The sequence below is a fragment of the Halalkalibacter sp. HAAS-P013 genome (assembly GCF_056619925.1).
The window spans coordinates 41,221-55,229 of record NZ_JBWQTU010000003.1 but is presented as its reverse complement, the minus strand read 5'-3'; the positions used below and the strand labels follow the sequence as shown (position 1 = coordinate 55,229).

13 protein-coding genes are annotated in these 14,009 nt (G+C 38.3%); 3 read left to right on the top strand and 10 right to left on the bottom strand.

What is annotated here, in order from left to right:
* Positions 1 to 74: 74 nt before the first annotated feature.
* Positions 75 to 749 (bottom strand): NAD(P)H-dependent oxidoreductase, encoded by a 675-nt coding sequence (locus AC1FXP_RS06580; protein ID WP_480059612.1) that lies wholly within the window; start codon positions 747 to 749, stop codon positions 75 to 77.
* Positions 750 to 954: 205 nt separating this feature from the next.
* Between AC1FXP_RS06580 and AC1FXP_RS06575 the strand changes: the two genes are divergently transcribed.
* From AC1FXP_RS06575 to AC1FXP_RS06565, 3 genes are all read left to right on the top strand, one after another.
* Positions 955 to 1,107: a YjcZ family sporulation protein gene (locus AC1FXP_RS06575; protein WP_480059610.1), complete on the top strand. Its 153-nt coding sequence runs from the start codon at positions 955 to 957 to the stop codon at positions 1,105 to 1,107.
* 221 nt (positions 1,108 to 1,328) lie between these two features.
* Entirely contained in the window at positions 1,329 to 2,237 is a 909-nt protein-coding gene (locus AC1FXP_RS06570; RefSeq protein WP_480059608.1) for a PucR family transcriptional regulator, read from the top strand.
* Between the two features lie 112 nt (positions 2,238 to 2,349).
* Positions 2,350 to 3,450, top strand: coding sequence for an ABC transporter ATP-binding protein (locus AC1FXP_RS06565; protein ID WP_480059606.1), 1,101 nt, complete (start codon positions 2,350 to 2,352; stop codon positions 3,448 to 3,450).
* A 62-nt stretch (positions 3,451 to 3,512) separates the two neighbouring features.
* Here AC1FXP_RS06565 and AC1FXP_RS06560 read toward each other — a convergent pair whose 3' ends face one another.
* From AC1FXP_RS06560 to AC1FXP_RS06520, 9 genes are all read right to left on the bottom strand, one after another.
* Positions 3,513 to 4,481 (bottom strand): ROK family glucokinase, encoded by a 969-nt coding sequence (locus AC1FXP_RS06560; RefSeq protein WP_480059604.1) that lies wholly within the window; start codon positions 4,479 to 4,481, stop codon positions 3,513 to 3,515.
* A gap of 295 nt (positions 4,482 to 4,776) precedes the next feature.
* A complete protein-coding gene (locus AC1FXP_RS06555; protein ID WP_480059602.1) occupies positions 4,777 to 5,745 on the bottom strand; it encodes a sugar phosphate isomerase/epimerase family protein in 969 nt (322 codons plus the stop codon).
* Positions 5,742 to 6,800, bottom strand: a complete 1,059-nt coding sequence (locus AC1FXP_RS06550; RefSeq protein WP_480059600.1) for a Gfo/Idh/MocA family protein — start codon at positions 6,798 to 6,800, stop codon at positions 5,742 to 5,744. Before AC1FXP_RS06550 ends, AC1FXP_RS06555 begins: the two co-directional genes overlap by 4 nt.
* Before the next feature lie 15 nt (positions 6,801 to 6,815).
* Positions 6,816 to 7,841 carry a Gfo/Idh/MocA family protein gene (locus tag AC1FXP_RS06545; protein WP_480059598.1) on the bottom strand — a complete coding sequence of 342 codons (1,026 nt, stop codon included), beginning with the start codon at positions 7,839 to 7,841 and terminating at the stop codon, positions 6,816 to 6,818.
* A gap of 31 nt (positions 7,842 to 7,872) precedes the next feature.
* Positions 7,873 to 8,586: a ThuA domain-containing protein gene (locus AC1FXP_RS06540; protein WP_480059810.1), complete on the bottom strand. Its 714-nt coding sequence runs from the start codon at positions 8,584 to 8,586 to the stop codon at positions 7,873 to 7,875.
* 266 nt (positions 8,587 to 8,852) lie between these two features.
* Positions 8,853 to 9,839 carry a LacI family DNA-binding transcriptional regulator gene (locus tag AC1FXP_RS06535; protein WP_480059596.1) on the bottom strand — a complete coding sequence of 329 codons (987 nt, stop codon included), beginning with the start codon at positions 9,837 to 9,839 and terminating at the stop codon, positions 8,853 to 8,855.
* A gap of 155 nt (positions 9,840 to 9,994) precedes the next feature.
* Positions 9,995 to 11,476, bottom strand: coding sequence for a glycoside hydrolase family 32 protein (locus AC1FXP_RS06530; RefSeq protein WP_480059594.1), 1,482 nt, complete (start codon positions 11,474 to 11,476; stop codon positions 9,995 to 9,997).
* Between the two features lie 58 nt (positions 11,477 to 11,534).
* Positions 11,535 to 12,326 (bottom strand): endonuclease/exonuclease/phosphatase family protein, encoded by a 792-nt coding sequence (locus tag AC1FXP_RS06525; protein WP_480059592.1) that lies wholly within the window; start codon positions 12,324 to 12,326, stop codon positions 11,535 to 11,537.
* A gap of 3 nt (positions 12,327 to 12,329) precedes the next feature.
* Positions 12,330 to 13,973, bottom strand: a complete 1,644-nt coding sequence (locus AC1FXP_RS06520; protein WP_480059590.1) for a PTS transporter subunit IIBC — start codon at positions 13,971 to 13,973, stop codon at positions 12,330 to 12,332.
* Between the last annotated feature and the right edge of the window lie 36 nt (positions 13,974 to 14,009).

Genomic DNA, 14,009 nt, shown 5'->3' with positions numbered 1-14,009 from the left:
ACCCCCTAGTCCTGCCTTTTGAGACACCCCTTCTTTCCAATTAGTAGAAGTTCTCAAATACTTTAAGACATACCTTAATTAATCCATGTAACAATATCATTTAATTCTTTTCTAGTCTTTGGTCTTGGCTCATCCTTTCTATACCCAAAGGCAGCCATAACAGAGACGTCGAAATGACCATCTTCTAATAACCCTTGTTCTTTTAGAAACTCATGAACAAACCTATAATTAAAGCCTTCAATTGGACAAGAGTCTATTCCTATTTGCGCAGCAGCGGTTAACATATTCCCTAACGCAATATACGTTTGTTTACATGACCAATCAAAGATGGTACGTTCACTTTCCAAAACCCCGAAGTTTTCTTGGAAATTTTGATAGCGTGCCGGAATCTCTCTAACGACCTCTTCAGGTGCATTCTTCACAGTTCTAAAATGATCCGTAATATAATTAGAGTCGTACCTGACATCTTTACTTGTACGAGCTAAAATAATAACAAAATGACTAGCTGTCGGTAGTTGCCCACCAGCTCCCCAAGCGATATCTCTTAACTTTTCCCTCATCTCTCTATTTTGCAGTACGACAAACTTCCAAGGTTCAAGCCCAATCGAACTTGGAGATAGCCTTCCTGTTTCTAATATGAATTGAAAATCATCGTCGGAAATAACTTTATTCGGATCGAATACTTTTGTAGCATGTCTAAACTGAAACGCATCTAAAATTTGCTTTTTTGTCTTATCTTTTTCTAACATAACCATTCTCTCCTATTTTTTATTCTACGGTAGAGTTTTCCAAAAAAAGAGTATCATACATAGAAGGATCAAACAAATAAAAGGAACTAAAAAGATAGAGAGGCTAACAAAAAAATATATTTTATTAAAATTCCACTCTTACCTAGCTCTAAAGTCAAGACAAATGCATAGTGTGTAGTAACCCTCCTGAAAGGTGGTGTGAGTTATGGGTTACTATAGTCCATGGTACGGCGGATATGGCGGGTACGGTGGATATTGTTGTCCCCCAACCCCCCGCCCAGGATTTGGCTTTGGCTTCGCATTGATTGTGGTGCTGGTCATATTGCTTATTATCCTAGGTGCAAGTTGGTGTAAGTAATTTTCTGCACATCCAAAATAAAACTGTGATGTTTTGAAGGAGGCACTGAAAAAGGTAGTTTTTCAGTGCCTGCCCTTTAGAAATGCGCTTTTTTATTAGAGCATAAGCTCATCGTTTCTTTTCTTCTAATTAATAGTAGAATGATGATGTTATCTTTATATTGTTGTTCATGATTGTTATACTTATTTCAAGTTAAAACCTTGAAAGGGATTTGATCATTCATGTTAGACAAGCTTAGAGCACATTTTGGAGATGTTTTTATCGTCGGTCATGATCACATTACATACGATGACAACTTTTATTGGTTCAAAACACCCGAAAACGTAACGATTGGTTTTCCAATTGACCGCATGCATGAAAAAGAACTCGACCTATTAAATATTTTTCTAACCCCTCTACCGAAACAAAAAGAATTTTCCCCTAGAACACCTGAAGAGGAATATTGGTCATCCATATTATTTAAAGAAGGTGAAGCTAATCCAGAACGTCATAACGGTGAAACTTTCCGTTTTGTTTACTTTCATTTAAAAGATGAACTTCAAGAACGGGAAGCATTTACAGAAGCCATAAGAAGTATGTTTCCAGCAAAAACAATCATCCTATGGGAAAACGAATCATCAGGAGTCATCATTGATCTAGATCCAAAAATGACAGATACAATTGAGAATTTATTTGAATCCATCGTTGACAACATCATCAGTGACTTTTTTATAGAGATAGTGATGTATCTAGGAATTAGCAATGTGACAATAACTGAGGCAAAGACCCGCTATTATTGGGAAAAATCTAATTTCCAAACTATTAAACACTTTCATAAAAAAAAGGTATATAAAGGAGCAGAAGAACTTCCTTTCCTGCTTATCGGTGAAGCTCGTCCTGACACTCTAGTTAAGATGAGAGAGCAGACATTAAAACAAGTTATTGAGGATCCTGATTTAATTCAAACTATCAAAGTCTATTTGGATTGTAATATGAATGTGTCGCTTGCAGCTAAAAAACTATATCTACATCGAAATACATTACAATATCGAGTTGATAAATTTATTGAAAAAACTGGAATTGACATTCGACATTTTCGTAGTGCCGTTACCATCTATTTATCTCTATTAATAGAAAAAAACATCCATTAATGCATTGTGCACAAAAACAATGCATTCTTTTTTATGCACTTTTACCGTATACGAAAACGGTTACAAACGTTACACTTTATCTATATTAAAGATATTCAAAGGAGAGATCGACATGGGTGAAATTAGATTAGATAACGTTTACAAGATTTATGATGGGGATGTAACAGCGGTTACTGATTTTAATTTACAAATTCAAGATAAAGAGTTTGTTGTATTCGTTGGACCATCTGGTTGTGGTAAATCAACAACTTTACGTATGATTGCAGGACTTGAGGATATCTCTAAAGGGGACCTTTATATCGGAGATCGTCGCGTAAATGATGTAGCTCCAAAAGACCGTGATATCGCAATGGTTTTCCAAAACTACGCTCTTTATCCTCATATGAATGTATATGATAATATGGCGTTCGGTTTGAAACTACGTAAATTTAAAAAAGATGAAATTGATAGAAGAGTACAAGACGCAGCAAAAATCTTAGGTCTAACAGAAATGCTTGATCGTAAGCCAAAAGCAATGTCTGGTGGTCAGCGCCAACGTGTTGCTTTAGGACGAGCAATTGTCCGTGACCCTCAAGTTTTCTTAATGGATGAGCCATTATCAAACTTAGATGCTAAGCTTCGTGTACAAATGCGTGCGGAAATTACGAAATTACACAAACGCTTGCAAACTACAACAATTTATGTAACACATGACCAAACAGAAGCGATGACAATGGCGTCTCGAATCGTTATTATGAAAGACGGAATCATTCAGCAAGTTGGGACACCAAAAGAAGTATATGACAATCCAGACAATGTCTTTGTTGGTGGATTTATAGGATCTCCGGCAATGAACTTTTTTAAGGGTTCACTTACTGCTGATGGTTTCTTTAAAATGGGGGACGTTCAAGTAAAAGTACCTGAGGGTAAGTTAAAAACGTTAAAAGAAAGAAACTATATTAACAAGGAAGTTATTCTAGGAGTTCGTCCAGAGGACGTCCATGATGAACTACTATTCTTAGAATCATCTCCTGAGTCAAAATTTACGGCAACTGTTGATGTATCAGAGTTGTTAGGAGCGGAATCATATCTTTATTCTAAAGTAGATGGTCAAGACTTTATCGCTCGTATCGATGCTCGTTCTGATGTAAAAATGGGACAAAAAGTCGACCTAGCATTCGATATGAACAAAATACACTTCTTTGATACTGAAAGTGAATTAAGAATTCACTAAAATAAACAAATCAAATTCCCTTAACGAATCGTTAAGGGAATTTTGTTGTCTTATTAAATTACTTATGTTAATTTCGTTTTTGCTAACCAAGCTCCGCCTATTACACCCGCATCATTTCCAAGTGTCGCAATCGTTAACTCGGCACCTTCTAACACTTTAGGAAACGCAAAACGTGAGAATTGTTCTTTAATTGGGGCTAATAACGTATCCCCAGCTCTCGATACACCTCCGCCAATGACAATCTTCTCTGGATTAAGGCCGTTCGCTAAGTTAGCTAAAGCAAGCCCTAAATATAAAGTGACTTGATCCATTACTCGTTTTGCCATTTCATCATCTTCTTTTGCAGCGTCCAAAACGAGCTTGGCTGTTACCGTTTTATGTTCCTCGTAATAACCTCTAAGTTGACTAGCTGTATCCGTTTCTTGCAGTGATTCTATTGCTAGACGAACAATACCTGTTGCAGAAGCGATCGTTTCTAGACAGCCATCTTTTCCACAATTACAAGGCGCGCCACCTTCAATAACCGATGTAATATGTCCGATCTCTCCCCCAGCACCGTTCTTTCCATGGACAATTTTCCCATTAGAAATGACTCCGCCTCCAACACCTGTTCCTAATGTGACAAAGATTAAATCATTAGCACCTTCACCTGCACCTGTCCACATTTCACCAAGAGCTGCTAGATTAGCGTCATTGTCAACAACAACTGGCAAACCGCTCTCTTTCTCTAATAGTTCTTTGAGCGGGAAGTTCTTCCACCCTAAATTAATAGCTACTTCAATTGCTCCAGTCGCAAAGTTAACCGGACCAGGGGCACCGATTCCTATCCCTGCCAAATTGCTTTTCGATTGGTTTAACTCCACTAACTTTTCCTCAAGAGACCTTGCTATATCACTAGGAATTTGTTGTCCATTTTGATTTGTATCCGTATCTATTTCCCATTTCGACACGATTTCTCCAGCCTGGGTTAAGAACGCCATTTTAATTGTCGTACCGCCAATGTCTACACCAACTAGCCATTTATTTTCCATATATACATCCATCCCTATCATAAAGTTTTTGTTATGTAAACGATACTATTATCCTATCACATAACGTGGATTTTTAGCTGATTCTTGTAAAAAATAATTCAATTGGCAAAGGGGGTGACTCAAAAGGTCAAAAACAGACTTTTTGAGTCACCCCCGAAGCAATGAGCGTAGTCGCTACATCTTTTAAATGCCATGAGAGGAGTGGGTTTCTCCACTCATGGCAAGTAGCGAACGGGTAGCCATAGCCCCACCTCGTTCCGGACTTTTCGGACAGCCCCTTTGCCCTAGACTATGTTTATACCCACCACATATCAGATGGTTTTTCTTCTATTACGACTGAGTTAAGGTTTTTAACCGCTCTTGCAAACCCTTCTTCAATCGACATAATTGGATCTTCGTGCTCAATACTTACTACATAATCATAACCATACGTTCTAAGGGCACTTATCATATCTGACCACTCTTGAACACTGTGGCCACAACCAACAGATCTAAACGTCCAAGCTCTCGTTTGGACTTCTCCGTATGGCTGCATATCGATTAGTCCATACAAGTTAACATTATCCTGATCAATATATGTGTCTTTTGCATGGAAGTGATGAATAGCATTTTCTTTCCCTAAAATTTTGATAGCTGCGACAGGGTCGATTCCTTGCCACCATAAATGACTTGGATCGAGATTTGCTCCAATCGCATCACATGTTTCTTCTCTTAACTTTAATAACGTGTATGGAGTATGAACTAAAAAGCCACCATGAAGCTCTAACCCAATTTTCACATTATGATCCTTCGCAAACTGGCCCCATTCCTTCCAATAAGGAATGAGTTTTTCTTCCCATTGCCACTTTAAAATATCGCCATATTCATTTGGCCATGGAGTGACAGGCCAGTTTGGATATTTTGCGCCATCATGATCTCCAGCCGTACCAGAGAAACAGTTGACAACAGGAACTCCCATCAAGCTAGCTAGCTTGATTGTTTTTACCAAAGCCTCATGTGATTCCTTCGCAAAAGCCTCATCTGGAGAAATTGGATTCCCATGGCAACTGAACGCACTAATCTCTAAACCGCGTGACGTTACCTTCTCCATATATTCTTTACGTAACTCTTCACTTTCTAGAAGGTTATCAATATCACAATGCGCGTTTCCAGGATAGCCCCCCGTGCCAATTTCCACAGCTTTTACTCCGGCTTCTTTGACATAATCTAGCATTTCCTCAAATTTCTTTTGAGAAAACAATACAGTAAATACGCCTACTTTCATACAAAGTCCTCCCTATTTTCTATCTTTACACTTTGACCTGTTTCACTGCTTTTATATATCGCATCGATAATTTGAGACACTTGCATTGCTTCTTCTGGCTTTACAATAAGCTCATCCATACCTAAACACGTGTCTACGAAATTCCTAACTTGCGCGAGACCTGGATTGTCTTCACCTGGAATCCAGGTCGATTGACTATTTAAAAGCATCCCGTGTTTTGCTTGATTAAGTTCAAACGGAAATAAGTCAATACCGCCTTGTAAGCCCGAAATACTAACACTTTCTACATCTTCTTTAATATTTGCTGCCCATGATGTTTCAAACAACATGGTTGCACCATTTTCAAACGTAATATAGGCTGTAACATGATCATCTACATCAAATGTTTCATGATCAAAGCTTCCCCACTCATTCACTTGCCCAGGAATTTTACTAAGGTGATTATACGCTTTTCCCATTACTTGAACTGGTTTCGGATTGCCAAGCAACCAAAGTGATAAATCTAAAAAGTGACAGCCCCAATCTATCAAACTTCCTCCACCCTGGAGCTCCTTATTTGTAAATACACCCCAGCCTGGTACCTTTCGTCTTCTAAGCGCTTGTGCTCTTGCCACGATCGGCTCACCAATTTCTCGCTCTAAAATGACCTTTTTAGCAGCCTGTGATTCCTTCATAAAACGATAGTGATATCCAATAGAAAGAACTTTTCCTGACTCATTTGCCGCTTCTATCATAGAATTGCATTCATCTGTACTCATGGCCATTGGTTTTTCACAAAAGACATGAACACCTGCTTCAAGTGCTGCAATGGTAATTTCGGCATGAAACTTATTAGGCGTACAAATGGTAACAGCATCTACTTCACTAAAAAGGTCCCAGTAGTCAGAATAAACTTTAGGAATATCAAACTTTTCTGCAGCTGCTTTCGCTGTATCAAGATTCACATCACAAACAGCTTCAATTGAGACTCTATCTGAAATAAGTTGATAGGCAGGGATATGACGATCCTGAGCAATCCCTCCTGCTCCAATAATTCCCATTCTTAGTTTTTGCATAACATACTCCCTCAATTACAAGCTAGTAATTCGTTTTGTTTCATTTGATTCTAACGCTGATAACACCACTTGAAGAGATTTCATCCCTTCTTCACCTGGGACAGGAACCTCCGTGTCTTGTAAGATCGCACTCACAAATTGATCAATTACTTGTGTATTGTTTTGTCCACCAGCTTCATTCGTTTGAATACCGCCTAGCTCATACTTTACGACTTCACCTGTTTTATATTGAACAATTAGTGAGTTAACAGGATCATCTTCTAAACGAAGAATCGCTTTTTCCCCGTAAATAATCGTTGAATTATCTTCACCCGCTACATACGACCAGCTCGCAGCAAGAGTTCCGATAATGCCACTTTCTGTTTTTAATACACATACCGCTGTATCATCAACATCTGCATTTTGCTTAGCACTTGTTTCAATAAATGCACCGACTTCTACAAATTCTTCTCCAAGAACAAAACGTAATAAATCGGTTTTATGAACACCGAGGTCACCCATGGCCCCAATAAATGCTTCTTCCTTTTTAAAGAACCAGCTCTCACTTCCATCGGCACTCCAGCCTTCAGGACCACCATGACCAAAGGCTGTGCGGAAGCTATAAATCTTCCCTACTTCTCCAGCTTCAATTAATTGTCTTGCCTTTTGATGTGAAGGAACAAAACGCTGGTTATGTGCAATCATTAATTTTTTATTATTTTCTTTTGAAGCCTCAATCATTTTTTCCGCATCTTCACGTGAAGTTGCCATTGGCTTTTCACAAAGAACATGCTTTCCCGCTTTCAGCGCAGCAATTGAGATAGGAGCATGTAAGTAGTTTGGTGTACAAACACTTATTGCATCGACATCTGGATTTGAAAGTAACTCTTCGTAATTTGTATAAGCCTTTGCACTATAAACTTTTGCTAATTCATGGACTCGCTCTTCTACGATGTCACAAACAGCTACAATTTCTACCTCAGAATTATTTGCATACTCCGGTAAATGACGATGCTTTGCAATACTTCCACAACCAATAACCCCAACTTTTACTTTACTCATGTACAATTCCCCCTATTGAATAAATTATTAATTAAATATTTTCTAACGGTTTTGCATTTCCGTAAACAGGCATATTTCGATCTGTTGGCTTAGCCCACTTAACAGCATTCTTGATTACTTTTTGTATTTCTTCGTTATGGTAGGTTGGATATGTCTCATGCCCAGGACGGAAGTAGAAGATTTTTCCTTTTCCTCTTTGATACGTACAACCGCTTCTAAATACTTCTCCACCGCTAAACCAGCTCATCATGATCAATTGATCTGGTGCTGGAATATCGAAATGCTCTCCATACATTTCTTCTTCTTCTAGTTCAATGAACTCACCGATGCCCTCTACAATAGGGTGACTTGGGTCTATAATCCATAAACGTTCTTTATCATTTGCTTCACGCCATTTTAAGTCACATGTTGTTCCCATTAGTGTTTTAAAAATTTTCGAGAAATGTCCTGAATGAAGAACGATAAGCCCCATTCCCTCTAGTACTCTCTGCTTTACTTTTTCAACAATTACATCATCAACTTCATCATGCGCCAGATGTCCCCACCAGAGTAAGACGTCAGTTGAGTTGAGTACCTCCTCTGTCAAACCGTGTTCTTGGTCATCAAGTGTTGCTGTTTTCACTTGCACTTGATCTTCCTTTAAGAAATTTGCAATAGCACCATGAATACCTTCAGGATAAATGTCTCGCACGACCGGGTTTTTTTGTTCATGACGATTTTCATTCCATACTGTTACGTTTACCATCATATTTCCTCCTCTGATTCTTACCTGATTTATTATTTAATCTGATTGACATTAGTCTTACTTTTTCCATAATTTTAGTAATTTACTAATCGAGAAGACTAAACACCTCCTATGTGAGATCGTTCTCATATGGCCGATAAAAAATGAAGTTTTGTGAGATCGTTCTCATATCAAATAAAAAGTAAAGTTTATGAGATCGTTCTCATACCTTCTATTAAAATATTAGCCTTCTATTCAATGAGGTTTGTTGTGAGATCGATCTCAGATCAGACCGATTCTCTCTTAATTAATTGAATAGGAAGCTCAATTACATCTTCGTTGACTTTATTTTGATTTGTTAACATGGACACCATAATCTCCATCGTTTTTTGTCCCATCTCTTTAATTGGCTGCTTCACTGTAGTCAAAGATGGTTCCATCAATTGAGCAACTGGTAGATCATCAAAACCAATGACAGCTATATCCTCTGGAATCTGCAAGCCTAGTAATTTAGCTTCTTTAATTATACCTGCCCCTACTTCATCACTTCCAGCAAAAATGGCTGTTGGTTGATCTTCAAGAGATAGAATCGTTCTTAAGATCCTTTTTCCCGTTTCAATACTAGGTGTATCTCTGAAAATCCACTGATCATTCATTTCAATGTTATATTCATCTAATGCAGCAAGAAACCCTGTTTCCCGATCAGCGCCAAGCTCACCTTTGTTATTTCCACAATAGGCAATTTTCTTATGTCCGCTTTCAATTAAATGCTTTGCACCTAAATAACTTCCCTTTACTTGGTCTAGTCGTACGACTGGAACCGTTGCCTCTGATCGATACTCATTACACATAATTATCGGACCAGATTCCTTAAATGGTGCAATGGAATCCCAATCATTTTCTAAAGAAGTTAAGATCAAACCATCTACTTGCTTAGTTTGTAATAGTTGCAAGTAGTTTCGCTCCTTGTCCTTATTTTGATGTGTTTGACAAATGAGCAATTGCAACCCGTTCTCCACAGCTACTGTTTCCAACCCTTCAATAAGAAAAGGAAAAAACGGGTTCGTCAGACTTGGAACAAGTACGGCAATCGTGTCGGTTTTTTGCTTTCTCAGACGTTGCGCAGATGAGTTAGGGTAATAATCTAATTCCTTCATTGCCTGATAAACAAGCTGCTTTTTTCTCTCCGTAACATACGGGTGATTATTGATCACTCGTGAGACCGTAGATCTTGATAATCCAGCTAACTTAGCTACATCTTCAATCGTTGCCATCGTATCCTCCTTTCTTTTCTCAGGAGTGATGACGCTTTAACGATAGCGTTTTCACAAAACTGAATTACCTATATTTTAAAATAAGCAAGAGAAAAAAACAACCTTTATTTGTAGAAAAAATGGACCCCTACCCTTCTAAGATAAGGGTCCATAAACTACTTAATCGCTTTCTTTAAGCTCCACTTAGATAAGCTGGTTATTCCAACTGTTTGATCAGTAAAGAATGTAATGCCTTGCGCTTCTTTCGTCGGGAAAATCCGTGCACTCATTACTTTCTCTCCTTCATTTATAAAAACTTCAACTGAAGATTTATCAATGAAGATTTGAAGATCAATATACTCGTCCATAGACACCTCTGTTTTACGGACTCCGCCTGGTCCTTTCCCAGAATTCGTCCGATCGAGTGTAACGAGACCATCGCGTTTATCAAATGTCAATACAGTCTCTTGCTTTGTTGCAGCATCCTCCCTTAACTTCAAACCAAAGGTTGTCGCATCTTTAACATCAATTTCCAATTTAAGTTCTAAGCAGTCCCCGTGAACTCCTTCTAATGACATTTCCCCTTCAATCAGAACATTAGAATAGGTCGTTTCACCTTCACGAAGTTCTTCCAGTTCAGGAACTGGTAACGTATACAACCTATCATCTTTTAATGACACGATTCTTGGAATTGACATTGCACCTGAATAGCCAAATTCTTGGGTTGGCATATCACTTTCCCACATATCCATCCATGCAATAAGAATTCTCCGCCCTTTATCATCCTCCATTGTTTGCGGAGCATAAAAATCAAAGCCATGATCCAATGTGTAATACGGGCCATATTGGAAGGTACCAGTTTGGTAATTAAGATCACCAATCACATAACCAGCTTGATGTAGGTTGTGATAATCGTTTCCTTCAGGCTTCACACCTTGTGGAGACATAACCAAAACGTCTTTTCCTTCAAGTTCGAAAAGATCAGGACATTCCCACATAAATCCGAAATTGCCCTCCCCCTTGGCCATGATGGATACAAATTCCCAATCAATTAGGTTAGGAGATCGGTATAACAATACTTGTCCTGTATTGCTTTTCGTTTTAGATCCTAACACACAATAGTAAGATTCCTCATGCTTCCATACTTTTGGATCTCGAAAATGAAAGATATTTATATCCCCTTCAGGTATTTCTGAAATGACAGGGTTTTCTTTTATCTTTTCAAAATGAATCCCATCTTCACTTACGGCTATGGCCTGTACTTGTTTTAAATCTTCATCTAGTTTTCCTTCAATCCAGACATTCCCTGTGTACATTAAATAGAGCTTTCCACCCTTCTCAATTGCACTTCCAGAGAAGCAACCGTCTTTGTCATAATCCTCACTAGGAGCCAAGGCAATAGGCAAATGCTCCCAATGAACAAGGTCTTTGCTTTTGACATGTCCCCAATGCATCGGGCCCCATTTAGGATCATATGGATGATGTTGATAAAAAAGGTGATACTCTCCCTTAAAGAAAGAGAACCCATTCGGATCGTTCATCCAATTTGCTTGCGGCATCACATGGTATTGTAAGTTCCATTCGTGACTGCTAACTTGCTCTTTTAATTTACTTACTTCTTGATTAGCTTTTTCAATTTGCTGTTGATGCTTATCCATGTCTGCCTCCAACATTTTAGTATTCCCTACTGCCTCTAAATCAGTTTGAGTTCATTTGTTAGAAATTCATTTCAGCTTCTACGCCAAAGTGATCAGAAATGACTTTTCGATTCTCTCCATTAAAAATCACATTTGATCTTTTCACTTTAACTAGAGTGTTCGTAAAAATATAATCAATTCGTAAATCACGTTTGTTCTGATCCCAGCCAGCAATCTTACCTTCTACAGTTGTACCTTTATCTTTCTCCTCTGCTAGCTGATACGTATCAAATAGGCCTTTTCCAAGTAAATAGTCATAGCCTTCCTCTTTTAAGCTAGCATCATTATTGAAATCTCCCATTAAGAAGAAACGTTCATTCTTTCGAACAAATGAATAAAGTGAATCGACTTGATTCTTATACGGCTCTTCATCGTCGTTCCACCAGCCAAGATGGCAAGAATAAAAAGTAACGGGCTCCTCGTTGTAAGAAATTGTCGCACCGACAATTTTTCTTGTTTTCCAGTTATTCATATCATCTGATTGAGTAATAAAGAAAGAGTGTCCTTTTTCAATTTTATGTTTTGTTAAGATGGCAAGACCTTCCTCATATACTTCAAATCCAATATGCGCAAAATCCCACACATAATCATAGTCACTAACACCCAGTTCCCTTAACTCGTTTTGCAACACTAAAACGTAATTGTCCTTTTTCACAGCACCTTCAATGAATTCTTCTTCAATTGACTGACTCACTTCTTGTAAAGCAATGACATCATAGGAATTCTCTTTAATCGCTTTTGCTAACGTTTTTATCTTGTCTAGCTGATTGTCCTCCTGCCAAGCGTGGCAATTTAATGTTAACAGCTTCATGTATTACGCTCCTATTCGGTCTTGAATATCAGATTTAATAATATCCGCTTTGGGACCATAGATTGCTTGAACACCTTTACCTTTCACTATCAATCCTAATGCACCGTTTTTCTTCCACTCTTCCTCAGAGGCAACGGCATTAATATCTTTTATCGTTACACGAAGTCTTGTCATACACGCATCTACTTCCTCAATATTATCTCTGCCACCTAGTAATGCAATAATAGAGCTAGCTAAAGACTCATCAGGTTGTTTGGCATTGCCTTTTTGAGTACTTTGATCGCTTCCTTCATCAATATAGTTCCCTAAACGCCCAGGAGTAGCAAATTTAAATTTCTTAATCATGAAGTTAGCAACAACAAAATTCAATCCGAAAAATATGGCACAAGCAACAATGAAGTTAATAAAATCTAACCATAATCCTGCTCTAATCGCCATCGGGGTACGCGTTAATAGTTCCAACATTCCCATAGAAGAAAGGCGAATATCAACAAGATCAACGACAGCAAAAGCAAGCCCGGTCATAAGGGCATACACGATATAAAGAACTGGTGCAATAAACATAAACATAAATTCAATTGGTTCGGTTACTCCGGTTAAAAATACCGCAAGCCCTGCAGAAAAGAACATGGATTTGTATTTTGTTCGTTTTTCTGGATCAACATTACGATACATCGCTATCGCAATCCCCATTAAAGCAGCACTAGAAAGAATCATTTGTCCGACTTTAAAACGTGCAGGAGTTACTTCAGATAATAACTGATTATAAGCGGCCATATCACCAGCAGCTCTTAAATTATTCAGATCCGCAATCCATGCAAACCATAGAGGCTCTTGACCAGCAACAATCTGTCCTGCATTCGTTCCTGTTAAAATGGTATATGTACCACCAAGGTTTGTAAAGTTCATTGGTATCGTTAACATATGATGCAAACCAAATGGAAGCAATAATCGTTCTACTGCACCGTAAATAAATGGTGCTAGAAATGGAGCAGTATCCCTTGATGTAGCAACCCAACGACCAAAATCATTTAAGCTCCCTTGTATTACTGGCCAGATTAAAGAAAGCACTAAAGCGGTCACAACTGACCATAAAATAACAACAAACGGAACGAAGCGCTTTCCATTAAAGAATGATAATGCTTGTGGTAATTTATCATAATTATAGTATTTGTTAAAGATAACTGCACCTAAGAAACCGGAAATGATCCCAATAAATACACCCATATTTAAAGCTGGCGCACCAAGAACATCTGTGAAGAAATCTTGTACAATTAATTCACTGCCAAAAATGGATGTTACGGTAGCATCAGGATCTCCTAGCATGCTACTATTAATTCCAAAAAAAGCACCTGTCACACGATTAATCAAAATAAAAGCAACTAGAGCAGCAAATGCTCCTCCTGCACGCTCCTTCGCCCAAGACCCTCCAATTGCGACTGCAAATAAAATATGCATATTCCCAATAATTGCCCAACCTAGCTCTTCTAAAATTACAGCGCTCGTTTGAACAAAAGCCAAATCCACTTCAAACATCGCAATCATCTTACCTAATGAAATCATAATACCCGCAGCTGGCATAACAGCTACCACCACAATTAAGGCCTTCCCAAACTTTTGCCAAAAATCAAACGATGTGATTTTCATTTCTTTTTCCCCCAATTAATCATCACCCTTCCGTCC